The 26,645-nt window shown below is 64.9% G+C and carries 24 protein-coding genes; 10 read left to right on the top strand and 14 right to left on the bottom strand.

What is annotated here, in order from left to right; genetic code table 11:
• Positions 1-170 precede the first annotated feature (170 nt).
• The 12 genes from chvE to BMZ97_RS24895 form a co-directional block, all read right to left on the bottom strand.
• Entirely contained in the window at positions 171-1,238 is a 1,068-nt protein-coding gene (chvE, locus tag BMZ97_RS24950) for a multiple monosaccharide ABC transporter substrate-binding protein (RefSeq protein WP_092176235.1), read from the bottom strand.
• A 75-nt stretch (positions 1,239-1,313) separates the two neighbouring features.
• The gene (locus BMZ97_RS24945) at positions 1,314-2,216 is read right to left on the bottom strand and encodes an SMP-30/gluconolactonase/LRE family protein (protein ID WP_092176232.1); all 903 of its coding nucleotides are present in this window, start codon (positions 2,214-2,216) and stop codon (positions 1,314-1,316) included.
• On the bottom strand, positions 2,210-3,136 hold the full coding sequence (locus BMZ97_RS24940) for a Gfo/Idh/MocA family protein (protein WP_092176229.1): 927 nt from the start codon (positions 3,134-3,136) through the stop codon (positions 2,210-2,212). The genes BMZ97_RS24945 and BMZ97_RS24940 overlap by 7 nt, the downstream gene beginning before the upstream one ends.
• Positions 3,133-4,059 (bottom strand): dihydrodipicolinate synthase family protein, encoded by a 927-nt coding sequence (locus BMZ97_RS24935; protein WP_092176226.1) that lies wholly within the window; start codon positions 4,057-4,059, stop codon positions 3,133-3,135. Before BMZ97_RS24935 ends, BMZ97_RS24940 begins: the two co-directional genes overlap by 4 nt.
• A gap of 8 nt (positions 4,060-4,067) precedes the next feature.
• Positions 4,068-4,862, bottom strand: a complete 795-nt coding sequence (locus BMZ97_RS24930) for a FadR/GntR family transcriptional regulator (RefSeq protein WP_092176224.1) — start codon at positions 4,860-4,862, stop codon at positions 4,068-4,070.
• On the bottom strand, positions 4,859-5,845 hold the full coding sequence (gene yjfF, locus BMZ97_RS24925; RefSeq protein WP_092176221.1) for a galactofuranose ABC transporter, permease protein YjfF: 987 nt from the start codon (positions 5,843-5,845) through the stop codon (positions 4,859-4,861). Before yjfF ends, BMZ97_RS24930 begins: the two co-directional genes overlap by 4 nt.
• On the bottom strand, positions 5,842-6,825 hold the full coding sequence (locus BMZ97_RS24920) for an ABC transporter permease (RefSeq protein ID WP_092176219.1): 984 nt from the start codon (positions 6,823-6,825) through the stop codon (positions 5,842-5,844). The genes yjfF and BMZ97_RS24920 overlap by 4 nt, the downstream gene beginning before the upstream one ends.
• Positions 6,826-6,838: 13 nt before the next feature.
• Positions 6,839-8,398, bottom strand: a complete 1,560-nt coding sequence (locus tag BMZ97_RS24915) for a sugar ABC transporter ATP-binding protein (RefSeq protein WP_175525738.1) — start codon at positions 8,396-8,398, stop codon at positions 6,839-6,841.
• 164 nt (positions 8,399-8,562) lie between these two features.
• Positions 8,563-9,516, bottom strand: coding sequence for a galactofuranose ABC transporter, galactofuranose-binding protein YtfQ (ytfQ, locus tag BMZ97_RS24910; protein ID WP_092176457.1), 954 nt, complete (start codon positions 9,514-9,516; stop codon positions 8,563-8,565).
• 153 nt (positions 9,517-9,669) lie between these two features.
• Positions 9,670-10,755, bottom strand: coding sequence for an aldose epimerase family protein (locus BMZ97_RS24905; RefSeq protein ID WP_092176213.1), 1,086 nt, complete (start codon positions 10,753-10,755; stop codon positions 9,670-9,672).
• Positions 10,756-10,930: 175 nt separating this feature from the next.
• The gene (locus BMZ97_RS24900) at positions 10,931-12,457 is read right to left on the bottom strand and encodes a PAS-domain containing protein (protein WP_175525728.1); all 1,527 of its coding nucleotides are present in this window, start codon (positions 12,455-12,457) and stop codon (positions 10,931-10,933) included.
• A gap of 704 nt (positions 12,458-13,161) precedes the next feature.
• Positions 13,162-14,496 carry an aminotransferase-like domain-containing protein gene (locus tag BMZ97_RS24895; protein WP_280141783.1) on the bottom strand — a complete coding sequence of 445 codons (1,335 nt, stop codon included), beginning with the start codon at positions 14,494-14,496 and terminating at the stop codon, positions 13,162-13,164.
• Between the two features lie 95 nt (positions 14,497-14,591).
• On the opposite strand from BMZ97_RS24895, the gene BMZ97_RS24890 reads away from it, so the two are divergent.
• Genes BMZ97_RS24890 through BMZ97_RS24875 form a run of 4 tightly spaced genes read left to right on the top strand, consistent with a single transcriptional unit; the run spans position 14,592 to position 18,197 of the window.
• Positions 14,592-15,563, top strand: a complete 972-nt coding sequence (locus BMZ97_RS24890) for a substrate-binding domain-containing protein (RefSeq protein ID WP_092176208.1) — start codon at positions 14,592-14,594, stop codon at positions 15,561-15,563.
• A gap of 31 nt (positions 15,564-15,594) precedes the next feature.
• Entirely contained in the window at positions 15,595-16,488 is an 894-nt protein-coding gene (locus tag BMZ97_RS24885; RefSeq protein ID WP_092176204.1) for an ABC transporter substrate-binding protein, read from the top strand.
• Positions 16,489-16,491: 3 nt separating this feature from the next.
• Positions 16,492-17,409, top strand: a complete 918-nt coding sequence (locus BMZ97_RS24880; protein ID WP_092176201.1) for an amino acid ABC transporter permease — start codon at positions 16,492-16,494, stop codon at positions 17,407-17,409.
• Positions 17,406-18,197, top strand: coding sequence for an amino acid ABC transporter ATP-binding protein (locus tag BMZ97_RS24875; protein ID WP_092176199.1), 792 nt, complete (start codon positions 17,406-17,408; stop codon positions 18,195-18,197). The genes BMZ97_RS24880 and BMZ97_RS24875 overlap by 4 nt, the downstream gene beginning before the upstream one ends.
• 136 nt (positions 18,198-18,333) lie before the next feature.
• Here the strand turns inward: BMZ97_RS24875 and BMZ97_RS24870 are convergent, their stop codons facing one another.
• Entirely contained in the window at positions 18,334-19,092 is a 759-nt protein-coding gene (locus BMZ97_RS24870; protein WP_092176451.1) for an SDR family NAD(P)-dependent oxidoreductase, read from the bottom strand.
• A gap of 183 nt (positions 19,093-19,275) precedes the next feature.
• On the opposite strand from BMZ97_RS24870, the gene BMZ97_RS24865 reads away from it, so the two are divergent.
• The 6 genes from BMZ97_RS24865 (at position 19,276) to BMZ97_RS24840 (ending at position 25,356) form a co-directional block, all read left to right on the top strand.
• Positions 19,276-20,535 carry an extracellular solute-binding protein gene (locus tag BMZ97_RS24865; RefSeq protein WP_092176197.1) on the top strand — a complete coding sequence of 420 codons (1,260 nt, stop codon included), beginning with the start codon at positions 19,276-19,278 and terminating at the stop codon, positions 20,533-20,535.
• Positions 20,536-20,613: 78 nt separating this feature from the next.
• Positions 20,614-21,519: a carbohydrate ABC transporter permease gene (locus tag BMZ97_RS24860; protein WP_244546589.1), complete on the top strand. Its 906-nt coding sequence runs from the start codon at positions 20,614-20,616 to the stop codon at positions 21,517-21,519.
• Positions 21,512-22,363, top strand: coding sequence for a carbohydrate ABC transporter permease (locus tag BMZ97_RS24855; RefSeq protein ID WP_092176191.1), 852 nt, complete (start codon positions 21,512-21,514; stop codon positions 22,361-22,363). The genes BMZ97_RS24860 and BMZ97_RS24855 overlap by 8 nt, the downstream gene beginning before the upstream one ends.
• A 46-nt stretch (positions 22,364-22,409) precedes the next feature.
• Positions 22,410-23,507 (top strand): Gfo/Idh/MocA family protein, encoded by a 1,098-nt coding sequence (locus tag BMZ97_RS24850; protein ID WP_092176189.1) that lies wholly within the window; start codon positions 22,410-22,412, stop codon positions 23,505-23,507.
• Between the two features lie 143 nt (positions 23,508-23,650).
• Positions 23,651-24,292, top strand: coding sequence for a ThuA domain-containing protein (locus tag BMZ97_RS24845; protein WP_092176186.1), 642 nt, complete (start codon positions 23,651-23,653; stop codon positions 24,290-24,292).
• Positions 24,292-25,356: a LacI family DNA-binding transcriptional regulator gene (locus tag BMZ97_RS24840; RefSeq protein WP_092176184.1), complete on the top strand. Its 1,065-nt coding sequence runs from the start codon at positions 24,292-24,294 to the stop codon at positions 25,354-25,356. The genes BMZ97_RS24845 and BMZ97_RS24840 overlap by 1 nt, the downstream gene beginning before the upstream one ends.
• A gap of 549 nt (positions 25,357-25,905) precedes the next feature.
• Here BMZ97_RS24840 and BMZ97_RS24835 read toward each other — a convergent pair.
• Positions 25,906-26,553 (bottom strand): TetR/AcrR family transcriptional regulator, encoded by a 648-nt coding sequence (locus BMZ97_RS24835; protein WP_092176181.1) that lies wholly within the window; start codon positions 26,551-26,553, stop codon positions 25,906-25,908.
• Positions 26,554-26,645: the final 92 nt, after the last annotated feature.

The raw sequence follows: 26,645 nt of genomic DNA, 5'->3' as shown, positions 1-26,645 counted from the left end.
GATCGACGGCCCCGCCTAGAGCCGGATGATTTCAGATGGGCTCACCAAGTGATCCCAGCTGAAATCTGAATCCGTCTCTCATCTAAGAGTGAGAGCAGGATCAATGCGAAAAACCGGTGCCCACTTTTTCGCATCCTGCTCTAGGGCGGGGCCGCGCGCGAGGGGGCGCGTTACTTGATCTGCCCGGCCTTGTAGTAGCCCGACGCGACCAGGATCGCTTCCCAGTTCGACTTGTCGACCGCGACGGGGGTGAGCAGATAGGACGGCACGGTCTTGCGGCCATTGGTGTAGGTCTTGGTGTCGTTGACCGGCACCTCCTTGCCGCTGAGCATGGCATCGACCATGTCGGCGGTGACCTTGGCGAGCTCGCGAGTGTCCTTGAAGATGGTCGAATACTGCTCGCCGGCGAGGATCGACTTGACCGAGGGAACCTCCGCATCCTGGCCCGAAACCAGCGGCATCTTCATCGAACCCGAGCCGTAGCCGACGCCCTTCAGCGAGGACAGGATGCCGATCGAGATGCCGTCATAGGGCGAGAGCACGGCGTCGATGCGCTTGTTGTTGTAGAAGGCGCTGAGCAGGTTATCCATGCGCGCCTGGGCTGTTGCGCCGTCCCAGCGCAGGGTCGAGACCTTGTCCATGCCCATCTGGCCGCTCGCCACCACGAGCTGCTTGGAGTCGATGAAGGGCTTCAGCACCGACATCGCCCCGTCATAGAAGAAATACGCGTTGTTATCGTCCGGCGAACCGCCGAAGAGCTCGATGTTGAACGGCCCCTTCGCCTCGGGCAGGCCAAGACCCTTCACCAGCGTCTGCGCCTGCAGGACCCCGACCTTGAAGTTGTCGAAGGTCGCATAATAATCGACATTCGGTGAGTTCCGGATCAGGCGGTCATAGGCGATCACCTTGGTGCCGGCGGCGGCCGCCTGCTGCAGGATGTCGGACAGGGTGGTGCCGTCGATGGCGGCGATCACCAGGACCTTGGCTCCCTTGGTGACCATGTTCTCGATCTGCGAGAGCTGGTTGGGGATCTCGTCCTCGGCATATTGCAGATCGGTATTGTAGCCGCGCTCTTTCAGCACCTTCACGATGTTGTCGCCGTCGGCGATCCAGCGGGCGGAGGATTTCGTCGGCATGGCGATGCCGACGGTGGGCTTGGATTGCGCCAATGCAGGCCCGGCAAAGGCAAGCGCGCCCAGCGCGAGAGCCGACAGTAGCTTGGTGATCCCGGATGTCATCGTTTTCTCCCTTGGTTGAATATTTCGCTGAACATTCAGTGCCGCCTGCAAGCGGTCTTGGTTGAGACGAGACTGTCAGTGCGCTCCCAGCTTGACCCGCGGCTCCGCCTTTCCGACCGCGCCGGGGGTGAATACGAATGTCGCGCCGCCCAGCGGATCGGCAGCGCGGGCTGCTTCATCCTGACCCTCCCAGGCGCTGGTGACCAGCAGGCGGTCAAAGGCCCGGCCGACGAAGACCGGGCAGCTCGGCTGGCGCGCCGGCACGGCCAGGCTGCGGACGGTCTCGCCCTGATCGGTGAGGACATCGATGCGCGCCCCACCCCAGCGGGCAATCCAGATCAGCCCCTCGCGATCGATCACGGCGCCGTCGAGCCCTTTGCCGTCATCGGACAGGGCAAGCGAGGAGGGCGCCTCGCGCGGCAGCCCCGTCACGGGGTCCAGCGGCACGCGGTAAAGTTCGTTTTGCGCCGTGTCGGCGAAAAACCCTTGCCGGCCGTCGGCCGAGAAGCAGATCGCGTTGGGGATCGTCAGCCCGGAAAAAAGCAGCACGACCTCGCCGCCCGACAGCGCATAGATCGAGGCGGCGCTGGCCTTGGCGCTCTTGCTCATCATGCTGAACCAGAACGCGCCGCCGGGATGCGCGCGCGCGTCGTTTGAGCGTGTCGTGCGGTCATCCGCCTCGACGGCGCGAAACAGCGTCATTGCACCGTCCCGGCGTGAACGCAGATACAGCCCGCTCTCGTTCGAGACGATCTGGCGCTCGTCGTCGACCATGGCCAGCGCCGAGGCCATCAGCGGCAGCTCGTGGCAGATCACCGAGCCGGCTCCCAGATCTGCCTCGAACAGCTTGCGCTCCAGGATGTCGAACCAGAACGCCGAGTCGGTCGCGGCGTCATAGGCGGGGCCTTCGCCGAGATGGCAGCGCGTTTCGCCCAGCAGCACGGGAGCGGGCAGGGCGGCCGGCGTCGCGCTCACCATGTGAAGGCCTCCACGCTGCGACGCTGCCCGAGCAGGAAGGCGTCGGCCACGAGCTGCAGAGGCGTCAGATCGACATCACTCTCACGCCTGCCGACAAGGTCGACGAAACGGCGGTAGAGCGCGGGATACTCCGCCTCCGCCTCGTCGACGAGCGGGCGGCCGTCATGGGTGAGCTTGGCGCCGCCGGCTGAAAGCATCAGCGTTCCGCCTTCCGTCTCCATGCGCATGTCCCAGCTTTGCGGCCCTGTCTGCAGGAAATCGAATTCCGCCCGGATCGGCAAGCCGGCCTCGTCGGCAAGATCGAGCTCGGCTGCGATCGGCGCCGCGCGATTGGCGGGGAAGGCGAGCCCGGCACCCTGGAGAAAGACCGGGCGCGGCAGGATGCGGGTCAGGATCGACAGTGCGTTGATCCCGGGATCGAACACGCCGAGCCCGCCGGCCTCGAAAATCCAGTCCTGACCGGGATGCCAGACCCGGACATCTTCGCGCCAGTCGATCCTGACCGATAAGGGCCGGTGCGCGGCGAGAAAGGCGCGGGCCGGATCGACCGCCGGCGCAAAGCGGGAATGCCAGGTTGCAAACAGCGTCAGGCCCTTGTCGCGCGCGGCCGCGATCAGCGGGGCAAGCTCGCTGACGGTCGCGCCCGGCGGCTTTTCCAGCATGACATGCTTGCCGGCCGCCAGGGCGAGCGCGGCCTGGGCGCGTCGCACCTGCGGCGGCGTGCAGAGCGCCACCGCATCGACCGCGACATCGGAGGCGAATAGCTCGTCGAGGGTCTCAAAGCAGGGCACGCCGTCCAGCCTCGCATTGCGGCTGACGACCGCTGCGATCGCGATAGAGGGCAGGCCCGCCACCGCGGGCAGATGCTGGTCGCGGGCGATCTTGCCCAATCCGACGATGGCCAGGCGCAGCATGCTCATTGGCTCCAGCGCAGAACCGCGGCGTCGAGGCTTTTGGCGATCTCGATCAGCCCGGCCTGCGTCTTGGGATGGGGCAATTCGAGCGGATGACGCAAGGCGGCCGATCCGATGATCCCGCCCTCCTTCATCAGGATCTTCGCAGCCGAGAGGCCGGTCTGGCGGTTCTCGTAATTGATCAGCGGCAGCCAGCGCGCATAGGCGGCCATGGCCTCGTCGCGGCGCCCGGCGAAGTAGGGATCGACGATCTGGCGGATGCCGTCGGGATAGCCGCCGCCGGTCATCGCGCCGGTCGCGCCCGCATCGAGATCGGCCATCAGCGTGATCGCCTCCTCGCCGTCCCACGGCCCCTCGATCGTCTTGCCGCCGAGTTCGAGCAGCGTGCGCAGCTTGGCCGCGGCCTGGGCGACCTCGATCTTGAAATACGAGACGTTCTCGATCTCGCCGGCGAGCTTGGCCAGGAAGGCGGGCGAGAGCGGCGTGCCGGCCACCGGCGCGTCCTGGATCATGATCGGGATCGAGATCGCATCCGAGACGCGACGGAAGAAGGCTTCGATCGCCGCCTCGCCGACCCGGAAGGTCGCGCCGTGATAGGGCGGCATGATCATCACCATGGCGGCGCCCTTGTCCTGTGCGCGGCGCGAACGCTCGGCGCAGACCGCGCTGCTGAAATGCGTCGTCGTGACGATGACCGGCACCCGGCCCGCGACATGGTCGAGCGCCACATCCATCACCGTGTCGCGCTCGGCATCGGTCAGCACGAACTGCTCGGAGAAGTTCGCAAGGATGCACAGCCCATCCGAGCCGGCCTCGATCATGAAGTCCAGGCAGCGGCGCTGGCCGTCCGGATCGAGCCTGCCGTCATCGTGGAAGATGGTCGGCACGACGGGGAAGACGCCGCGATAGGGTCTGGTCGCTGCAGGCATGGCGGTGCTCAATCCTTGTCTGTGAGAAGGCGGGAAGGGGCGATGAGGCGATGCGACCCGGGGAGCCGTTCGGAGGGTTCGCTGCGCGTCGCGCCGTGGCGGCGCAATCCGTTGAAGATGACAGCCACCATGGCGTCGGCTGCGCCCTCGACGTCGCGGGCAGCGATAGCGTCGACGATCTTCCTGTGCGTCATGATGACGATGTCGCGCTCGGGTTCCTCGACCGGCGCGCTCAGCAGGAAGGAGGCCCGCAGCGCAACGTCGATGACGCCGCCGACCGAACGCATGAACGGATTGCCCGAGGCATTGGCGACCGCCACATGCAGCGCGAGGTCGGCATTGGCGAAGGCAACGGAATCGGACGGCTCGCGCTGCATCGCGGCCAGGCCCGCGCGCATCGCCGCGAGATCGGCCTCGGTTCTGCGCTCTGCAGCCAGGGCCGCCGCACGCGGCTCGACCGCCAGCCGAATCTCGGCGAGATCATCTAGGAAGCGGCGGTCGATGCCGGCCTGAAGGTGCCAGGCGAGCAGGTCGCCGTCGAACATGTTCCAGGCGGCGCGCTCGCGCACCACCGTGCCGACCCTTGCCTTGGTGGTGAGCAGGCCCTTGGCGACGAGCGTCTTGACGCTTTCGCGCAGCACCGGGCGCGAGACGCCGAAGCGCAGCATCAGCTCGGCATCGCCGGCGAGCTTGGAGCCTTCCTTGGCGCGCCCGGCGATGATGTCGATCGCGAGCATTCGCGCCACCTCGGCGTGGTTGGAATGCTCCCGCCGTTCGGGAACCGCGACGATTCCGGGTTTCATGGCGTGGTCCCTTTTGCCGCAGTGCCCCGCACCGAGCGACGGGCCAGCGCCAGCGTCGCCTGCTGGAAAGCGATGAAGGCAAACAGCAGGACGCCGGTGACGATCTTGGTCCACCAGCTCGACAACGTGCCGTCGAAATTGATGTAGGTCTGGATCAGGCCCTGCATGAGAACGCCCAGGAACGTTCCCGCCATGAAGCCGTACCCGCCCGTCAGCAGCGTGCCGCCGATCACCACGGCCGCGATCGTGTCGAGCTCGACACCGACCGCCGAGAGCGAATAGCCCGACGAGGTGTAGAGCGAGAACACGATGCCCGACAGCCCCGCCAGGAAGCTCGACAGGGCATAGATCGCGACCGTGTGCCGGCCCACCGAGATCCCCATCAGCCCGGTCGAGACCCGGTTGCCGCCGAGCGCATAGACGTTCGTGCCGAAACGCGTGAGATGGAGCAGGATGCCGCCGGCCAGGAAGACCGCGAGCATGATCAGCCCAACGACGCTGAGCCGGCCGCCGCCGGGCAGGCGCAGCGCGAAGTCGGAAATCGCGCCATAGAGCGGCGCGGTGACCGGGATCGACTCGGTCGAGAGCAGGAAGCTCGCGCCGCGCGCCAGGAACATGCCCGCCAGCGTCACGATGAAGGGCGGCATCTCGAAGCCCTGGATGAGCGCACCCATCGTGGCGCCAAACAGCGTCGCAACCAGCAGCACGAGCATGAAGGCCAGCAGCGGGGGAATGTTCCATGTCCCGATCGCCAGGGCGAGGAAGACCGTCGTGAACCCCACGACCGAACCGACCGACAGGTCGATGCCGCCCGAGATGATCACGAAGGTCATGCCGACCGCCAGGATGCCGAGGAAGGCGTTGTCGGTCAAAAGGTCCGCGATCACGCGCGTCGACAGGAAGGCGGGGAACTGGAGCGCGCAGACGGCATAGCCGAGCGCGAAGACGGCGGCGGTGACGATGACCGGGAGATAGCGCGTCATGCCGATCTCCGGGCCAGCAGGACGCCGAGGCCCGACAGGCGCGGCGATTGCGCCAGCAGCACCACGAGGACGACGACCGCCTTGACCACGAGGTTGAATTCGGGCCTGAAGCCGGCGAGCAGGATGCCGGTGTTCATCGCCTGGATGATCAGCGCGCCCAGCACCGCCAGAGCGAGGCTGAAGCGGCCGCCCAGGAGCGAGCTGCCGGCGATCACGACCGCCAGGATGGCGTCGAGCTCGAGCCAGAGCCCGGCATTGTTGGCGTCCGCGCCCAGGATGTCGGCGGCAGCGACGATCCCGGCCAGGGAGGCGCAGAAACCGCTCCAGACATAGACAGCAATGGTGGTCATGCGCGTCTCGATGCCGGCGAGCGCGCTGGCGCGGGCATTGGCGCCGGTCGCCTCGATCAGGAGCCCGAGCGCACTGCCGCGGACGACAAGCGCCGCCACCGCCAGCACCGACGCGGTCAGCACCACCGGGACCGGCAGTCCCAGGATCGAACCGCCGCCGAACCAGGCGAGGCCGGGCGAGGTGAAGGTGACGATCCGGCCCTCGGTGATCAATTGCGCGACGCCGCGGCCGGCGACCATCAGGATCAGCGTCGCGACGATCGGCTGGATGCGCAGCACGGCGACGAGGATGCCGTTCCAGAGCCCGCAGAGCAGCCCCGCACCCAGCGCCGCCAGCAAGACGACGGGCAGCGGCTGCGTGTCGGCCAGTGTCGCCGCGAGCGCGCCTGAAATCGCCATCACCGCGCCGACCGAGAGATCGATCCCCCTGGTCGCCACGACCAGCACCATGCCGAGGGAGAGGAGCGCCACGGGCGCCCCGCGGTTGAACACGTCGATCAGGCTGCCGAACAGGCGGCCATCCTGCAGCCTGAGGTCGAAGAACTGCGGCGAAACGGCGAAATTGATCAGCAGCACGATGATGAAAGCTGAGATTTGCGGCAGGCCCTTGCGGGGCAGGGTCAGGCTCATCGGATCCGCTTCCTCACGCCGCGAGCGGGGCTGCGTCGGCGGCGATCGCCTGCAGGATCGCGGTGACGTTGACGGCCTCGCCCTCCAGCGTGGCGATCTGCCTGCGGTCGCGCATCACCACGACCCGGTCGGCATAGCTCACGATCTCCTCCAGTTCGGACGAGATCACGACGAGGGTGAGGCCCTCAGTGCAGAGCTGCCGGATCAGGCGGATGATCTCGGCATGGGCGCCGACATCGATGCCGCGCGTCGGTTCGTCGAGAATGAGAAGGCGCGGCTGCGTCGCCAGCCAGCGCGCCAGCAGGGCCTTTTGCTGGTTGCCGCCCGAAAGCAGGCCGATCGGCCGCTCGGGATCGGGCGGGCGGATGTCGAGCATGGTGATGAAGCGCCGCGCGATCTCGTCCTGCTCCCGCCGCGAGAGCGGGTGCAGCGCACCGCGCCGCGCCTGGACGGCGAGCACGATGTTCTCGCGCACCGTGAGTTCGGCGACGATGCCTTCGGTCTTGCGCTCCTCCGGGCAATAGCCGAAGCCCTGCGCGATGGCGTCGCGCGGTGATGCCAGGCGCACGCTGCGGCCGTCGATGGTGAGGCGGCCGCTATCGGCGGCCTCCGCCCCGAACAGCAGGCGTGCCGTCTCCGTGCGCCCCGAGCCGAGCAGGCCGGCAAGTCCGACGACCTCGCCGCTTGCCAGAGCAAGGTCGAAAGGCGCGACATAGCCGGCCTTGCCGAAGCCCTCGAACCGGATCGCGCCGCCGGCTTCGGGCGCGGTCTCGGCGGCGTCCTTGGCCGGATGCTCCGAGGTGGCCTCGCTGAGCTCGCGGCCCAGCATCATCCTGATCAGCTCCATGCGCGGCAGCGCTGCCGTCTCGCGCTCGCCGACGAGCCTGCCGTTGCGAAGCACCGTGATGCGGTCGCTGATCGCATAGACCTGGTCGAGGAAATGCGTGACGAAGAGGATGCCGAGGCCCCGACCGGCGAGACCGCGCATGACGCGGAACAGGATCTCGACCTCATGAGCGTCGAGGCTCGCCGTCGGCTCGTCGAGAATCAGGATCCGTGCCGACATGTCGACGGCGCGCGCGATCGCCACCAGATGCTGCACGGCGACCGAATAGTCGCCCAGCGGCGCGCCAACATCGATATCGAGGTCGAAATCACGCAGCAGCGCCGCCGCACGGCGGCGCATCTCGCCTTCCCGCACGAGGCCAAAGCGCATCGGCTGGCGTCCGAGGAACAGGTTTTGCGCGACCGAGAGGTTGGGCAGCAAGCTGACCTCCTGGTAGACGGTCGCGATGCCGGCTTGCAGCGCCTCCTGCGCCGAACGGGGCGCGATCTCGGCGCCCTCCAGCGCCACGGTTCCCGCGTCGCGCGCGATGACGCCGGTGACCGCCTTAATGAAGGTCGACTTGCCGGCGCCGTTCTCCCCGAGCAGGGCATGGATCTCGCCATGCCGGAGCGTGACGTCGATGCCGGCGAGCGCGGGAAACCCCGCGAAACTCTTCGAGAGCCCGCGTACGGCCAAGAGCGGCGCGGCGTCGATCGGCGGCACGGCGTCAGTCGGGGATAAGGACATGGTCGGGGGCAAAGACATGGGCACGGTCTCCACGCAGGCCGCGCCGGTGGCGCGGCCGTGGGAACAAGCTCGGGAGAGCGTGCGCGCCCTCAGAGCCTGTTTTTGAAACTCGCTCCGGTAAGCCGCGTCAGACGGCCGCCGGAGTAGAGTTTCGGGACAGGCTCTCAGTAGCCGAGGCCTTTCTTGGAGTCGTAGACCTTCTGCGGATTGTCGGCGGCGGTGTAGAGCTTGGATTCGGTCTGGATCCACTTGGGTGGCACAGTGCCCTTGCTCTTATAGGCGGTCAGCGCCTCGAAGGCGGGGCCGGCCATGTCGGGCGTCAATTCGACCGTGGCATTGGCCTCGCCGGCCGCGATCGCCTTGAAGATGTCGGGCACCGCGTCGATCGAGACGGTCAGCACGTCCTTGCCCGGCTTCAAACCGGCTTCCTTCATGGCCTGGATCGCGCCCACCATCATGTCGTCGTTATGCGCATAGACGGCGCAGATCGACTTGCCGCCGCCCTCGGCCTTGATGAAGCTCTCCATCACCTCCTTGCCCTTGGCGCGGGTGAAGTCGCCCGTCTGGCTGCGCACGACCTTGATGTTGGAGGCTGATGCGATCGCCGTATCGAAGCCCTTCTTGCGGTTGGTCGCGACGCTGGCGCCGACCGTGCCCTGCAGCTCGACGACGTTGCAGGGCTTGGAGCCGACCGTCTTGGCGAGCCATTTGCCGGCGACCTCGCCCTCATGGACGCTGTCGGAGGTCACGGCGGTCAGATAAAGCTCCTTGCCCGCCGGATCGATGTCGCGATCGAGCAGGATGACCGGGATTTTGGCTTCCTTGGCTTCCTTCAGCACGGAATCCCAACCGCTGGCGACGACGGGAGCGAGGAAGATCGCGTCGACGCCCTGCGCGACGAAGGAGCGGATCGCCTTGATCTGGTTCTCCTGCTTCTGCTGCGCATCGGCGATCTTGAGCGTGATGTTGCGCTTCTTGGCCTCGCTCTTGGAGACCGAGGTCTCGGCTGCGCGCCAGCCCGATTCCGAGCCGATCTGTGAAAAGCCGACAGTGAGTTCCGCCGCGCTGGCGGCATTGAGACCGCCGGCCAGCATGGTCGCGGCAAGCAGCGTGGTCATGGATGAAAGACGGCGCATGAGCTTCTCCCGGAACATTATCAATCGAGGCGCCTCTACGTGCGCATCCCTGTTCTACCGGGGTCTCCTGAACCTGTAAATAGTCATACTATCTTACTAATGGGCAGGTGTGTGTGTGTGTGTGCGAGGGCCGCTTCAGGCGGTGAAGCGATAGAGCGTGCGATGTCGGTAGATCATGCCCGGCGTCAGCCTGGCCGATGGGAAATCCGGACGATTGGGTGCGTCGGGCCAGATCTGCGGCTCCAGGCAAAAGGCGTCGGCCTGGCGGTGGAGCCTGCCGTGCTTGCCCGCCACGCTGCCGTCGAGAAAATTGCCGGAATAGAGCTGGAGGCCGGGCTGGTTGGTATGCAGCTCCATGATCCGCCCGGAGCGGGGTGCCTCGACGCAAGCGGCCAAACGCAAGGCATCTGCCGGCAAACCGTCCGTCGGCAAGCCATCAGCCGGAGCCAGGCAGAAATTATGGTCGTAGCCGCGGCCGCGCCGCAGCTGTTCGTCGGACTGCCGGATGCGGGCGCCGATCGGATGGGCCTCGCGGAAATCGAACGGCGTGCCAGTGACGTCTCGCGGCGGCTCCTGCAATGGGATCGCGGTCTCGTCCACCGCGAGAAAACGATCGGCGGCGATCTGCAGGCGATGCTGCAGGATATCGCCTGCCGTCGCGCCGTCGAGATTGAAGAAGCTGTGATTGGTCAGGTTGACCACCGTCGCCTGGTCGCTCGTCGCGGTGATGTCGAGCAGGAGTTCATGTGGCGCCGGCAGGCTATAGCGCAATCGGGTCTCAACCGTGCCGGGATAACCTTCCTCGCCATCGGGGCTGCGGCAGGCCAGCGTCAGCGACGGAACGGGGCCATCCTCGGCCGAGACGATCCTCCACGTCTTGCGGCTGAAGCCGTTGACGCCGCCATGCAACGCATTGGGGCCATTGTTGCGGGCAAGCGAAACCTGCGCCCCGTCGATGACGAAGCGGCCGCCCGCAATGCGGTTGGCGTAGCGCCCGACCGTCATGCCGAAATAGCAGCCCGGGCGGGTATAGGGCTCAAGCGCGTCAAAGCCGAGGACGATGTCGTCGATTGCTCCTGCGCTGTCGGCCACCAGCAGCGCCTGGAGAGCTGCGCCATAGCTGATGATGCGCGCCGTCAGCCCGCCATCCCGCCTGAGCGTGACGCGCTCGATGGCGGTGCCGTCCGGCAGGTGCCCGAAGATCTCGCGTTCGACCGGCATGCGTCTCTCTGCTTCGGCGCTCTTCGGCAAGTGTCGGCAAGTCGATGTCGACAAGCCAATGTCGGCAAGCCGAGGCTCGCCGTCGCGACTGAAGTCTGCCGCCAGAGCGGCGCGATGTACATCGTTCTCGTATTCCGCAGGCGCGCATCCGCAGGACCGCGGCGTCCGGGGCCGCTCAGCCTGCCCGCAGCCGCGGCATCGCGGCGGCCTGATCGGTCCGGTCTTCGATCAGGCTGATCAGGTACTGCGCTCCGTCTTCACCGCTGGAAGCGGGAAGATGCCGGATTGCCGCGACGCGCTCGCCATTGCCCGGCGTCGTTATAGTCCGGATCGCAACTGCGGCGGCCTTGACGGGCGGGGCTTTGCCGCTGCCCTCGATCGCCTCGGCGGTCTCCTCGCCGAAGACGTCGCCTGCCGTTCGCCCGACTATGGCGGCGCGCGGCAGGCCGAACAGGGTTTCCGCGGCCCGGTTGACGAGCAGATAGCGATGGCTGAGCGCGTCCTTGGCCAGGATGGCCTCGTGCACGTTCTCGACGATCGTTCCAAACAAGCGCTCCATGCGCTCCAGCGTCTGCTGCAGATGCTGCTGCTTGGTGAAGTCCTCATGGGTCGCAACCCAGCCGCCATCGGGTGTCGGCTGCTCGAACACGCGGATCTTGCGGCCGTCCTTCAAATCGACATGGCTTACCGACGGTTGGCCGAGCGCGATCCGGGTCAGGATCGTTCTGACGTAAGTTTTGCTGTCTCCGGAAAACAGGCCGGATTCGGCGCGGTATCGCAGTATGTCGCGAAGATTGCAGCTCGAAGCCATGATCTCTTTCGGCAGATTATACATCTTCCGGTAGGATTCGTTCATGAGAATGACGTTCGCGTGCACATCGAGCATGATCAGGCCCTGGGCCATATTGTTGATCGCCGCAATGAGATGGATCTTGTTCTCTTCGAGGTGATCGCGTTCCCGCGATGTCGCCAGCTCGCGCTTCTGGAGCTCACGGTTTCGCTCGATCGTGCTCTGCAGTTGCTGGACAGCCAAAGCGAGCTTGCCGATTTCATCCTTTCTGCCGGCGTGCGGGATCGCTGCCAGAATCTTGCCGGAGACAATGCTGTCGGCTGCCCATGTGATGGCGAGCAGCGGCTCGATCACCGAGGCCCTGAACAGAGAGGCTGTCAGCCAGGTCAGGGCGATAGCGCCGATGCCGAGGATCACCAGCAATATGGTCGTGAACTCGACCTGCTCTCCCAGCTTGGCGATGGCGTGGGCGCGCTTGAAGTAGACCGTCGCGAGAGCCGTGAGATCCTCGTTGAGTGCGATGCGCACCTGGCGGTTCGCGTCGTTGTCTCCCCATTCGCGACCTGCTGCCTGGCCGATGGTGTTCGCGCGCCGCACGAGCTCCGCGCGGAAACCGATAAACTCGGAGACACGGGTCTTGAAGGCCGCGAAGAGTTCCGTATCGTCATTGCGAACGATGCGCTGCCATTGATCCATGACCTCGGCCAATTCGCGGTTTCGCTGCAGGAGCGCGACGCCATAGCGCTTCACAGTCGCCATATCGCTCGACATGTAGATGCCGCGCGATTCCATGACGACGGCGAAGATCAGGCCGTTGACCTTTTCGACGTTGGCAGCAGCCTGCGCCGAAACGTCAAGTTGCCCATGATAGGCGGATTGTTCACGGACCGAATAAACCGAAAGCGCGACCAACATCAGGATCAGGATTAACAAACCGGAAAAAGCAGCATAAAATTTTACTTTTATGCTGGTTTCATGCGGGATGTATGGAAAATTATGTGTCAGCGCAGCCATTGCATGTGCCTTTTATCGTCCAGATTTGAAGTTTATAGCGTGGATTGTTGAATTTTGCTTTCGATCCTACGTTGTTGATGCCTGTTCGATTGTGCGCCTCTCGCGGCGGGTGCGCTAATCGGATTGCGGAGCTTTCCGGACAATCGCGGCGAGGCTATGCCTCGCCTTTCAAAGCTGATCGTCTCGCAACGTCTGCGTCCCGCAATGCCTTCGCATGTCTCGCAGCTGGAGCGAGCGCCAATCCGGTGCGTCGTGAGATGGCAGCCCGCGTGCTCGCTGATCAGAGGTGAGGGGACGAACTCCGGCTGACGGGCATGGTTTGCGGTGGCTCTGCGCAACTGCAGCAGACTTTGGGTTTCCCCACAGGTCTGTGTGCGCGACCCCAGGTTGGTCGGCATCGGCCTCTGGACGTGATTGATTTCGTTCAGGCCAAATTGCGTCGTCACACTGAGTGAGGAGAGCCAGCGACGTTCGCGATATTGACGCCGGTGTCGCGAACCAGCGGCTGGCGCGGGATTTGGCCGGAGCTGAAATGATCGAAGCCGCCGTCGCCGATCGCGCGCGAGACGGCGAGACAAGCGGAACCAGTCTGATTTGGCCGATCAGCTGTCGCCTGTAACCGCAAGCCGGATCGACTCCGCGACATAGTCGTGGCGATCGGCGAGGATGGCCGTCGCGACGCGGATGTGGCGGGTTGGCATCACCGCGCATTTGCTCCCGGGCAGGACGGCGATGCGTCGCGCCGCGAGCGTGACCAGGGCAAACTGCTCGGAGGCGACCGGTATCCAGATGCTCAATCCGTCGCCGGGCGGGATTGCGATGCCACGTGCGCCGAGCGCGGTCACCAACGCCGCGCGCCGCTCTGCATAGAGACGCCGGTTGGCGGCGAGGCACTCTTGGGTATTGCCGTCGGCCAGCAACCAGGCCGTCGTCTCCTGCAGCAGCCGGCTCGTCCAACCCGAACTGAAGCTGCGATAGGACTGAATCTGGCGCCGAACCGTCGCGGGGCTCGATAGCACGGCAAGGCGTAGATCCGGGCCGTGCGATTTCGAGAAGGACAGGATATGGATGACCCTGTCGGGAAATCGGCTGCCGAGGCTCATGAGCGGTTGCGGCGAGGCCTCTCCGATGCCGTCGTCCTCGATGATCAAGCAATCGCTGCCCGCCAAGACCTCAGCCAGAGCGGCAAGCCGCGCGGGGCTGACGGCACGGCCCGTCACCGAATGCGTGCGAGGCTGGTAGACGAACGCGGCGGGCTTCGCCGCCAGGGCCTGGGCGAGCGCGTCCGGCAGCGGTCCTTCCGCATCGCAGGCGACAGAGAAGGGGCGCGCGCCCCTGTCCTCGATGATGTCGAGCAGACGCATCCCGGTCGGATCCTCGATCGCGACTATCGCGCCTGGCATGATCAGCGCCTGCACCACCGAATAAAAGGCGTTGTAGCCGCCATTCGTTGCCAGGAAGGCTTCCGGTTCATAGGGCCAACGCTGCTGCACCGCATGACGAAGGCTGTCCAGGATCGGGGTTCGCTCATAGCTGTGCAGGTTCTGGGCCGCAGACGCGTGTCGTAGCGCCGCATCCAACGGCGGCAGCACGTTCACGTCGGGTACGGAGAGCGAGAGGTCGAGCACGTCGCTGCCGAAGGCGCCCGACGTCGCGGTGCGGGCCGGGCGCGGTCCGATCGTATCACCCGCAACCCAACTTCCCGAGCGTCCGCGCCCCTCGATCATGCGTTGATGCCGCAATTCGCTCCAGGCTTCGGAGATGGTCGCCGGACTGATGCCGAGCCGATAGGCGAGGTCCCGAACCGTCGGCAGCTTTGTGCCGGCCGGCAGCACGCCTCGGCGGATCAGCATCGCGGTCTGGTTCGCGATACCGCGCGCACTGATGTCGGAGAAATGCCCGGCAAGCCAGGCCGCATCGTCGGTTCCGTCTGCCACAGAATCCACTCTAGTTTGTTCGATAACGTAATAACGATTGATCGCCGCTTCTGAACATTCAATTCTCCGCCGAATTGTCAATGTGGAGTAGGCCGATGAAGGTCGAAGTCCGGCTGGCCTTGCGCGATTGGGACTATGTGACGCCGCTCGTGCTGGGCGATGTCGCCGACGAGCGGATCGCTCTGAAGGTCGATCGCGTCGGCACCTTGCCCGAAGATCTGGCGACCGACCCGGATTTCGATGCCTGCGAGGTCTCGTTCAGCCGCTACACGACCGGCCGCAGCCGCGGCGAGGGCGGTATCTTCGGTGTGCCGAACTTTATCATGCGTGGCTTCCGGCAGCGTTGCATCGTCACGAGCCGTGCGAGCAAGCTGACGAAGCTGGAAGAGCTGAAAGGCTGCCGCATCGGCGTCACCGGCTGGCAGGATTCCGGCAACACCTGGACGCGCGCCGCGCTGTCGCGCGCTGGCGTCGGCATCGAGGACGCGCGCTGGTACGCCGGGCGCCTCAGCGCCGCCCATCCGATTACCGACCGGCTCGGGCCTTATGCCCGGCCGGGGCGGATCGAGGCCATGCCCGGCGAGAAGCCGATGCTCGACGCATTGCTCGACGGCGAACTCGACGCCATCTTCACGCCCTTCATGCCGCCAGGCTTCTATGAGCCGGAAGCGCCGTTCCGGCATCTGCTGACCGACTTGCCCGGTGCCGAACTCGGCTATTTCCGCGAGGTCGGCTACGTGCCGGGCATCCATATTCTCGGCATCAAGGCCGATTTTGCCCGGCGCCATCCCTGGTTGCCGCAGGCGCTGAGCGATCTCATCGACGAGTCGCAGCGGCTTTGGCTGGAGAAGCGTCGCAAATACGCCGACACGACGCCCTGGATCATCGACGAGCTCGGCCGCTGTGGCCGCGACCTGCCGGAAAACTGGAACGCCAGCGGGCTCGAGGCCAACCGGCGGATGATCGCGGGCTTCCTCGATGAAATCCGTAGCCAGGGCCTGGCCGAGACCGATCTGACGCCGGATGCGCTGTTTCCGCCGCTCGAACATCTTGCCGACGCCGCCTGAACCGACAAGCACAAGCAAAGGGGTCCCGACCATGAAGCTTCGTATCGCGGTTTGCGCCGCCGCCTTCGCCACCCTCGCAGCGGCTCCGGCCTTCGCCCAGGCCGATCCTGGCGTGAAGATCGCCAAGCAGAGCGCGAACGAGCCGTTGCGCGCGCGCCTGCCGGAAGCGCTCCGCAGCGCCGGCAAGATGACCGCGGTCAATAGCGGCTCCTTCCCGCCCTACGAGATCGTCCAGTCGCCGACCGAGGTGACCGGCGCGAGCGCCGATCTCGGCGATGCCATTGGCGAGCTGCTTGGCATCAAGATCGAGCACGCGACGGTGAACGGCCTGTCGTCGATCCTGACCGGCATCAAGGCTGGCCGCTATCAGTTCGCGATGGGGCCGGTCGGCGACTTCAAGTCCCGGCAGGAAGCCAACGATTTCGTCGACTGGGTGCGTGAATACGTCGTCTTCGCCGTGCAGAAGGGCAATCCGGGCGGCATCAACAGCCTGGACGAGGCCTGTGGCAAGCGTATTGCCGTACAATCGGCCGGCTCGGCCGAGAAGGTCATCAAGGCGCAGGCGGAGAAATGCGCCGCCGAGAGCAAGCCAACGCTCACGGTCCAGTCTTATCCCGACCAGCCGACCTCGATCCTCGCCGTCCGCTCGAAGCGGGCCGACGCCTTCTTCTCTTCGCAGGCGCCGCTGACCTATTTCGTCCAGCAGTCCAATGGTGAGCTGGAATTGGCGGCCGTCGGCAAGTCCAACGGCTTCAGCGACCTGTTCCAGGGCGCTGTGGTGCCGAAGGGCTCCGAGCTCGGCGGCGTGCTGAAGGACGCCATCAAGGTCCTGATCGACAACGGCACCTATGCGGCGATCATGAAGAAGTGGGGGCTCGACAACAACAAGATCGACGCCCCCGGCATCAATCTTTCGCAGAACTGAGCCATGGCAGGCGCTTCGATGGAGACCGATCTGGCGAAGGCGTCGCTGCGCGACGTTGCCAACGCGCATCAGCCCGCTGAATGGGGGCGCTGGCTGCTTTGGGCCTTCATGCTGGCTGTGGCGGCGGAATTCGCCTGGATCGTCGCGCGCAACCCGAATTTCGGATGGCCCATCGTCGGCCAGTGGTTCACCGAGGCCTCGATCATGCGCGGGCTCGGTGTCACGCTCGGCCTGACCGTGGTGGCGATGGCTCTGGGCACGGCGCTCGGCCTCGCGCTTGCCGTCGCGCGCATGTCGCAGGACCGGCTGTTCGGCACGCTCTCGGGGCTGTTCATCTGGTTCTTTCGCGGCACGCCGCTCCTGGTGCAGTTGATCTTCTGGTACAACCTCTCGACGCTCTTCCCCGAGATCGTCCTCAAGGTGCCGTTCGGCCCGGTCCTGGCGACCTGGAACACCAACGACCTGATCACGCCGATGACCGCCGCGATCGCCGGGCTCTCGCTCAACGAGGCGGCCTATATGGCCGAGGTCATCCGCGGCGGCCTGCTCTCGGTCGACAAGGGGCAGGTCGAGGCCACCGACGCCTTCGGCATGACCCGCGCCCGGGCGCTCCGGCGCGTCATCATCCCGCAGGCAATGCGCTCGATCGTGCCGCCGACCGGCAATCAGCTCATCAGCATGATCAAGGCGACCTCGCTGGTCAGCGTCATCGCCATGGCGGATCTGCTCTACTCGGCGCAGAACATCTACAACCGCACCTTCGAGGTCATCCCGATGCTGATGGTCGCGGTGATCTGGTATCTGATCATCACCACGGTCCTGAACGTCGTGCAGGGCTTCATTGAACGCTACTACGCACGCGGCGAGCGCGGCACGGGCAATGCCGACCATGCGCCCGTTCGGGTGGAGGAGCCGGCATGAACAAGGCCGCGGAGGGGGCCGCGCCGATGGTGCGCGCCCGCAACGTCCATAAATCCTTCGGTCTCAACGAGGTCTTGAAGGGCATCGACCTCGATGTCGCCTCGGGCGAGGTCGTTGTCGTGCTCGGGCCTTCCGGCTCAGGCAAGTCGACCTTCCTGCGTTGCATCAACCATCTCGAATCGATTCGGCGGGGCTTCATCGAGGTCGATGGCGAGCAGATCGGCTACGCGTTGCGCGGCACCCGGCTCAACCGGTTGTCTGACCATGCCATCGCCGTACAGCGGCGCAAGATCGGCATGGTCTTCCAGCAATTCAATCTCTACCCGCATATGACGGCGCTGGAGAACATCGTCGAGGCGCCGATCGGTGTGCATGGGCAGCCACGTCGCGAGGCCGAGGCCTATGCGATGGAGCTCCTCGCCCGCGTTGGGTTGACCGAGAAGGCGAATGCCTATCCGCGCCAACTGTCCGGCGGGCAGCAGCAGCGCGTCGCCATCGCGCGAGCGCTCGCGATCCGGCCGAAGCTGATGCTGTTCGACGAACCGACCTCGGCTCTCGACCCCGAACTCGTCGGCGAAGTGCTGAACGTCATGCGCGACCTCGCCGGTCAGGGCCTGACCATGATCGTCGTCACCCACGAGATCGGCTTTGCTCGCGAGGCTGCCGACCGGGTCGTCTTCATGGATGGCGGCGTGGTCGTGGAACAGGGACCGCCGGAGGCGGTGCTGGGCAACCCGCAGCATCCGCGAACGCGGCTTTTCCTAAGCCGCTTCATCGAGAAGATCTGAAGGGGGACACCTAGAGCATTTCCGCGTTTCTCCGAATCGCGAAAATGCTCTATCTCCTTATTTTAACGCATTTTCTCCGCGCAAACGCTTCGCGTTTGCCGCGAGGGAACCGGAGCCCACTTCGCTCGAAAACGCGCTAAACCCACCCGCCATCCACGACATAATGCTGTGCGGTGCAGGCTGACGCTTCATCCGATGCGAGGAATACGGTGAACTTCGCCAATTCGTCCGGCGTCAGCCGGCGCTTGAGACATTGCCGCCGCATCAGCTCGGCCTCGCTTTCCGGCGTCAGCCATTTCTCGATCTGTCGCTCGGTCATGATCCAGCCGGGCGCGATGGCGTTCACGCGGATGTTGTAGGCGCCGTAATCCCGCGCCAGCGAGCGGGTGAGACCGATCACGCCGGATTTGCTGGCGGTGTAGGCGGCCATGCCGCCTTGACCCGCCATCCAGGAGGTCGATCCGAAGTTGATGATGGCGCCGCCATTGGCGGCCTTCATGTCCGGCAGCACCGCTTGCGCCGCGAAGAACTGGTGCTTCAGATTGACCGCAATCCGATCGTCCCAGTACTCCGGCGTTACCTCCTCGGTCGCATGCCGCTCATCATGGGCGGCATTGTTCACGAGGATTTCGATCGGCCCATGGAGCGCGCGCGCCTGTTCGATGCCGGCCCGCAGTGCCGGGATGTCGGTGAGGTCGACAGGCTGGAAATGCGCCGCCAATCCAGCCGCGCGCAGCTCCCGCGCCAGCGCCTCGCCGGTGTCGCGCATGATGTCGAACAGCACCACGGTCGATCCCTGCTCGGCAAATCGGCGCGAGATCGCCGCGCCGATGCCTGAAGCGCCGCCTGTGACCAGAACCACCTTGCCGGCAAGATCGCGATAGACGGCAGCCATCATCAACTCCGATAGGCATTGGCGCTGACCGCTCGGCCCGGTTCCGCCGTGAACGGCCAGTCAGTTGCGGAACAGACGAAAGCATTCGGCGAGCGCTCATGCAACGCATTTTCTGAGTTGCGTACCTCAGAATTTGAGTTAGGTTGGCGTCAACCCGCAGACAGACGGGACTGGGAGGATGCGATGCGATTTCTCACGAGGCTGGCGCTCGCCGCCGCAGGATTGACAGTGGCTGCTGGCGCCGCGGCCGCGCAGACCACCGTCCGCTGGCTCCACCTCGAGCAGAACCCCGCCCAGGTGAAAATCTGGGAGGAGGTCGCCCGGCGCTTCGAGGCCAAGAACGCCGGCGTGAAGGTCGAGATGCAGTTCCTCGAGAACGAGGCCTACAAGGCCAAGCTTCCGACCATCCTGCAGTCCAAGGACCGGCCGCACATTCTCTATTCCTGGGCCGGCGGCGTGCTGAAAGCCCAGGTCGAGGCCGGGGTTCTGGAGGATGTCACGGCCGGCGTCGGCGCCTACAAGGACGCGCTGTCGGCGAGCGCCGTCGCGGCCTTCGCGGTCGATGGCAAGCTCTACGGCCTGCCTTACACGGTCTCGCAGGTCGGGTTCATGTACAACAAGGATCTCTTCGCCAAGGCTGGCGTCGACGGCGGCGCGATCAAGACCTGGGACGATCTCCTGGCCGCGGTGAAGACGCTCAAGGCTGCCGGTGTCACGCCGATCGCCGTCGGTGGACAGGACAAGTGGCCGCTGCATTTCTACTGGACGCATCTCGCGGTCCGGCTCGGCGGCAAGCCGGCTTTCGAGGCGGCGCTCAAGGACCAGAATGGCGGCTTCGAAGGCGAGACCTTCCAGAAGGCCGGCGAGTTGATGAAGCAGCTTGTCGATCTCGAGCCGTTCCAGAACGGCTTCCTCGGTTTCAAGAACCAGCAGGCGCTCGGCTTCTTCGGTGATGGCAAGGCCGCGATGAACCTCGCGATCTCGAGTCACTCAGCGACGCAGCGCGCGCTGGCGGCCGACAAGAAGGGCATCTCCGAGGAGAAGCTGGGCTGGTTTGACTTCCCGATGCCTACCGGCGCCAAGGGCCGGCCGTCCGACACGCTTGGCGGCGTCAATGGCTGGATCATCACCAAGGGTGCCCCGAAGGAGGCGGTGGAGTTCGTCAAGTTCTTCATCTCCGACGAGGTCCAGCGCGAGCTCGCCAAGCAGAACTTCATCATCCCGACCTTCAAGGGGGCGGAAGCGGCCCTGAGCTCCGCCTTCATGCAGAACGTGGCCAGGAACATCGCCGCGTCCCAATACCACCAGAACTTCTACGATCAGGATCTGGGCCCCTCGGTCGGCCGGGTGGTGAATGACGCGACGGCCGAGATTGCCGGTGGCTCGATGACACCGAAACAGGCCGCCAAAGCGATCCAGGACGCATTCAAGCAAGGCAATTGAGCAAGCAAGGCAATTGAGACCGGCCCGCGCGTCAACCTGCGAGTGACACTGATGTCTCAGTACAGCGGAGCAGCCGTCATGAGCGGCAAGCCTGCAGCGTCCGGTGCTCGCCGGAGAGCGGCGACCGACGGGCGCCTCGCCTCGCTCCTGCTGTTCCTGCCGCCGGCGCTGTTGCTGTTCACAGTGTTCGTGGTGCTGCCGATTGGCGAGGCGGCCTGGTATTCTGGCTTCAACTGGAACGGGTTTGGCAGCCCGACGCGCTGGATCGGCTTCGACAATTACCGCTTCGTCTTCGATACGCGCGGCTTCGGCACGGCGTTTCGCAACAACCTGCTGATCATCGCGGTGTCGCTGGTGATCCAGCTGCCCCTGGCGCTGACGCTGGCTCTCATCCTCGCCGACAAGTTTCGCGGCTCGGTGGCGCTGCGAATGCTGTTCTTCCTGCCCTATGTGCTGGCCGAGGTCGCGACCGGCCTGATCTTCAGCTTCATCTATGACGGCAATTATGGGCTTCTCGCATCCATCTACAGGACGTTTGGGGCCGAGGCGCCGCACCTGCTCGCCAGCACGCAGACTTCGATGCTGGCCATCCTGGTCGTCGTCGTCTGGAAGTATTTCGGCTTCCACATGATGCTGTTCATCGCCGCGCTGCAGGGCATGGACCGCAATCTGGTCGAGGCGGCGCGGATCGACGGCGCCTCGCGCTGGCAGGTGCTGCGCCATGTGGTGATCCCGCTGCTCTATCCGACGATCCGCCTCTCGGTATTCTTCGCCGTCGTCGGCTCACTGCAGCTCTTCGACCTCGTCATGCCGCTGACCCGGGGCGGGCCGGCCGACTCCTCCAACACGATGGTCACTTTCCTTTACAACAACGGCGTCTCGCGCATGCGTGTCGGCTATGGCAGCGCCATCGGCGTGATCCTGTTCGTGATCTGCGTGACCTTCGCCATCACCTACAAACGCTGGTTCATGCGCGATGAGTGACACGTCCATCGTTGGCCGCCGGCCGCTCGATCTCGTCCTGATCTACAAGGTGCTGTTCCTCGCGCTGGTGGCGGCATTCGTCGCCGTGCCGCTGCTGGCGACCTTGCTTGGCGGCTTCAAGACGCTCGGGGAACTACGCACCAATCCGTTCGGCCTGCCAGAGACCTGGGAGTGGCAGAACTACACCGGCATCCTGTTGTCCAAACGCTACTGGCAGTTGCTGGGGAACTCGTTGGTGATCGGGAGCTTCACTGTCGTCCTGACGCTGATCGTGGCGTCGATGGCGGCCTTCGCCTTCGCTCACATCCATTTCTTCGGCAGCTCCATGCTGCTGAGCTATCTCACCATGGGACTATTGTTCCCGGCCGCCACCGCCATCCTGCCGCTCTTCATCAAGGTTCGCGATCTCGGCCTGCTGGACAATTATTTCGGCGTCATTCTGCCTCAGGTCGCCTTCAGCCTGGCCATGAGCATCCTGCTCCTGCGGCGCTTCTTCAAGGATCTGCCCCACGAACTGCTGGAGGCCGCGCTCGTCGATGGTTGCAGCTACTTCGCTTTCTTCCGCCACGTGACGCTGCCTCTGTCGCGGCCGATTCTCGCGACTGTCGGCACCATCACCTTCGTCCACAGCTGGAACAGCTACCTGCTGCCTCTGGTGATGCTGAATTCCGAACAGCTTTATCCCTGGCCGCTCGGCATCATGATCTATCAGGGCGAATTCTCGTCGGAATGGCACCTGATCCTGGCGTTCATCACGCTGACCCTGCTGCCGACGATCCTGCTCTTCATCTTTGCTCAGAAACACATCGTCGCGGGCCTCACCGCCGGGGCGGTCAAGGGCTGAGCGCGTCTCGAATAACCGGCCTCGGACATCACCTGTGGAGACAAGAATGCGCAAAGTCGGAATCGGCGTCATTGGCTGCGGCAACATCAGCACGAAATATCTCGAGGCGATGCGGCAGTTTCCGATGCTGGAACTCAAGGCCGTCGCAGATATGCGCAGCGCCGCGGCGGAGAAGCGTGGCGCCGAGTTCGGCGTGCCCGGGCTGCGCGTGGGCCAACTCCTCAAGCGCGACGACGTCGAGATCGTCGTCAACCTGACCGTGCCGCTCGCCCATACCGATGTCAGCCTCGCGGTGCTCAACGCCGGCAAGCATGTCCATTCCGAGAAGCCGCTTGGCATCAACACGGTCGAGGCCCGCAAGGTCATGGATCTCGCCGCCCAGAAGGATCTGCGCGTCGGCTGCGCGCCGGACACCTTCCTCGGCGGTGGCCACCAGACCGCGCGGAAGCTGATCGACGACGGCGCGATCGGCACGCCGGTGGCCGGCAGCGCCTTTTTCGGCTGCCCCGGCCATGAGAGCTGGCATCCGGCGCCGGGTTTCTACTATCTGCGCGGTGGCGGCCCGATGCTCGACATGGGGCCCTACTACATCACGGATCTGGTGCAGTTGCTGGGGCCTGTGGCCGGCGTGATGGGCTCGACGGCGCGACCGCGCTCCGAGAGGCGCGTCACCAGCCAGCCGATGAACGGCGCGCTGATCCCGGTCGAGGTCGAAACCCATGTCGCCGGGACGCTGGAGTTCGAGAGCGGCGCCGTGGTCTCGATCACGATGAGCTTCGACGTGCCTCAGCACACCCATTCGCCGATCGAGATCCATGGCGACAAGGCAAGCCTGCTGGTGCCCGATCCGAACAAATTCGGTGGCGAGGTCAAGATCGCCAAGCCGCGGGGCAGTTGGGAATCGGTTGCCCTTTCGCATGGCCATGCCGATGGCGAGTTCCGCTCGATCGGCGTTGCCGACATGGCCGCCGCGATCATTGCAGGCCGCCCGCATCGGGCCAGCGGCGCACTCGCCTTCCACGTCCTTGAGGTGATGGAGGCATTCCAGAAATCGGCCGACGAGGGGCGCCGGATCAAAATCGAGAGCCGTGTCGAGAGACCGGCTCCCCTGCCTGCCGGGCGCATGACCGGCCAGATCGACTAGAGCAGGATGCGAAAAAGTGGGAACCGGTTTTTCGCGATCGATCCTGCTCTAACTCTTGGATGAGAGACGGATTCAGATTTCAGACGGGATCACGAAGTGACCCCGTCTGAAATCATCCGGCTCTAGAACGAAGGATGACGAGAATGCGCAAGGCGATGATCGTATGGGGCGGCTGGGCGGGTCACGATCCCGATCTCTGCGCCTCGATGATGAGGGGCTGGCTGAAGGCTGAAGGGTTCGAGGTGCGCGTCGAGACGTCGACGGAGGCCTTCCTCGATCCCGCGATCCGCGATCTCTCCCTGATCGTGCCGATCTACACGATGTCGAAGATCGAGAAGCCGGAGGCGCTGGCGCTGTGCGATGCCGTCCGCGGCGGCGTCGGGCTGGCCGGCCATCATGGCGGCATGTGCGACGCGTTCCGCGATTCTGTGGACTACCAGTTCATGTGCGGCGGCCAGTGGGTTGCCCATCCCGGCAACATCATCGACTACAAGGTCGATATTACGAGGCCGGATGACCCGATCATGGCTGGCATCTCCGGTTTTGAGCACCGTTCGGAGCAGTACTACATGCATGTCGACCCCGCCAACGAGGTCTTGGCGACGACGCGGTTCAGCGGCGAGCATGCCTCCTGGATCGACGGCGTCGAGATGCCGGTCGTGTGGAAGAAGCGCTATGGGCAGGGCCGGGTGTTCTACTGCGCGCTGGGTCATCGCGCCTATGAGCTGGATCTGCCGGAGATACGCACCATGCTGACGCGCGGGATGCTCTGGGCGGCGCGATAATGGGGGCTGGAGAGACAGGGGTCATCGGCCGGGCGACGCTGGAGCGGGCGACGCTTGAGGACGTCGCGCGCGCTGCGGGCGTGTCGCTCGCGACCGCGGACCGCGTCGTCAACCGCCGCGACGGCGTGCGCGACAAGACGATCGCGCGGGTCGAGGCGGCCGTCTCCAGGCTCGGTTACCGGGCCGATCCCGCAGCCGCCCGTCTCGCCCGCAATCAGAACTTCCGCTTCCTCTTCGTGCTGCCCAGCGGAGCCAACAGCTTCATGACCATGCTGGGCGAGCAGGTCGCGCGCACCGCCGAGTGGCTCGCCGCCCAGCGCGCCTTCATCGATGTGGAGCATGTCGACGTCTTTGATGCCGATGCGCTGGCGCGCGTCCTCGAGGGCGTCCTGCCCGGCTATCACGGCGTTGCGACGATCGCGCTCGATCATCCGCGCGTGCGCGCCGCAATCGACGATCTCGCCGATCGCGGCGTCCCCGTCGTCACTCTGGTCTCCGACGTGCCGAGCGCGCGGCGCCTGCATTATGTCGGCATCGACAATCCCGCTGCGGGACGCACAGCGGCGACGCTGATGGGCCGCTTCCTGCGAGGCCGCCAGGGCGTCGTCGCTGTGGTCGCCGGTTCGCTTTCGCTACGCGACCACGCAGAGCGCCTCTATGGCTTCAATCAGGTCATGGCGCGCGAATTTCCTGATCTGATCATGCTCCCAGTGGTGCAAGGGCGCGACGACAACGAGCAAACGCTGGCAGCGACAGCGGCCCTGTTACGGCAGCATACAGATCTCGTCGGTCTCTATAATGCGGGCGCCGGCAACCGTGGCATCGCAGCAGCGCTGCAGCAGGCCGGTCGTGCCCAGGAGATCGTCTGGATCGCTCATGAATTGACGCCGCATACCCGGCGCTTCCTGCTGCACGGCGACATCGACGCGATCATCAGCCAGGACCCAGGTCATGAGGCGCGCTCGGCGGCGCGCGTGCTGCTGGCATACTGCTCAGGCGATCGGCTGGTGGCGGATCAGGAACGCATCGGGATCGACATCTTCCTGCGGGACAATCTGCCTTGATCTTGGCGTCCGGGTTCTTGGTGTCCAGAATCTTGGCGCCCAGGATTTTGGCGTCCATGCCAGGATTTGCTCGGCCCGGCGATCTCTCCTGACGATTGACCTGCCTCCAGTTTCTTGGGCGGTCCAAAGCTGGAAGATTCCTGTTCAGCAGCACGGACTGGGGATTAAGTTCTCGGCATGACGAAGTCGAAATTCACTCAAGGCACAGATCGGGGCTGACGGCATGGTCCCCAGCGGGAGCCAGTAGGCAGAGGCGCATTCGATGCTCTGCCGTTCTACGAAGCGCAGTTCCGGTAGGTGCAGCGTGCCGCGAGGTTGGGGTGGGGGAGGCGACTCGGACAGTCGTCGACGATCGTCTCGCTCCAAGCAACGAGGTCGCCAAGGCTCATCCTCGCCATTCCCTTCGAAGCGTCGATCTATCGTCGACCAGTCAGTTTCCGACCCAAAATCTGCTCTCGTCCTGTTCGGCTCAGCTGTTGACGGCGAGCCGACGCTTGCCGCCAACAGCGTCACTTGAAGGGTCGTTTCGGCTAGGCTGGCGCCTTGGTATTACGCCTTGCAGCCGTTGTAGAAGACGTCCGCGCATTGCCTCGCCCGAAGCGCGATCTCGTCGCGATGCGGAGCGCCTCGCTGTCCCATCATCGCCGTGCGCTGCGGCTCCATGATCATCATGCCGCGCAGCAGGCCCGAGGTGATGTGGACATCGTCAAAGCGCAGGAGACCTTTGTCCTTCTGCCTCGTCAGCCAGGCTTCAATGATGCCGTTCACGGGCACGATGGCTGATTGGTAGAAAGCCCGGGCGACCTCGGGAAACCGCTCGCACTCGCTGATGACGAGCCGCGTGATCGCGATGGTCTCCGGACTCAGCGTCAGGACGCCGAATGCAAACAGGATGTGCTCAAGCGCGGCTCGCGGATCGAGATCGTCGCTGATGTCGTCGACCACATCGAGCAGGAAGCGGCCAATGCGATCTTGGATCGTACGCTCGAACAACTCCGCCTTTGTGGCAACGAGCTTGTAGAGCGTCTTGGTCGAGACACCGGCGCGCTGCGCCACCGTCATGATGCTCGTACCGGCATAGCCCTTCGACTGAAATTCGCGATCGGCCGCTTCAACGATGAGATGCAGGGTGTCGGCATCGCACCGCTTCTGGGGGCGTCCGCGGGAACGCTTCACCGTCTCGTGATTTTGGCGCATGACTATTTTCCAAAATTGGATTGACACAGCCAATGTAAGGACTATTTGGAAAATAGCAATTTTCTAAATGACGAAACAGCCGATCACGACGC

This window comes from Allobosea sp. OK403, assembly GCF_900113835.1.
Lineage (GTDB): Bacteria > Pseudomonadota > Alphaproteobacteria > Rhizobiales > Beijerinckiaceae > Allobosea.
The sequence above is the reverse complement of the archived record's forward strand: the minus strand, read 5'-3'. Positions and strand labels throughout refer to the sequence as shown.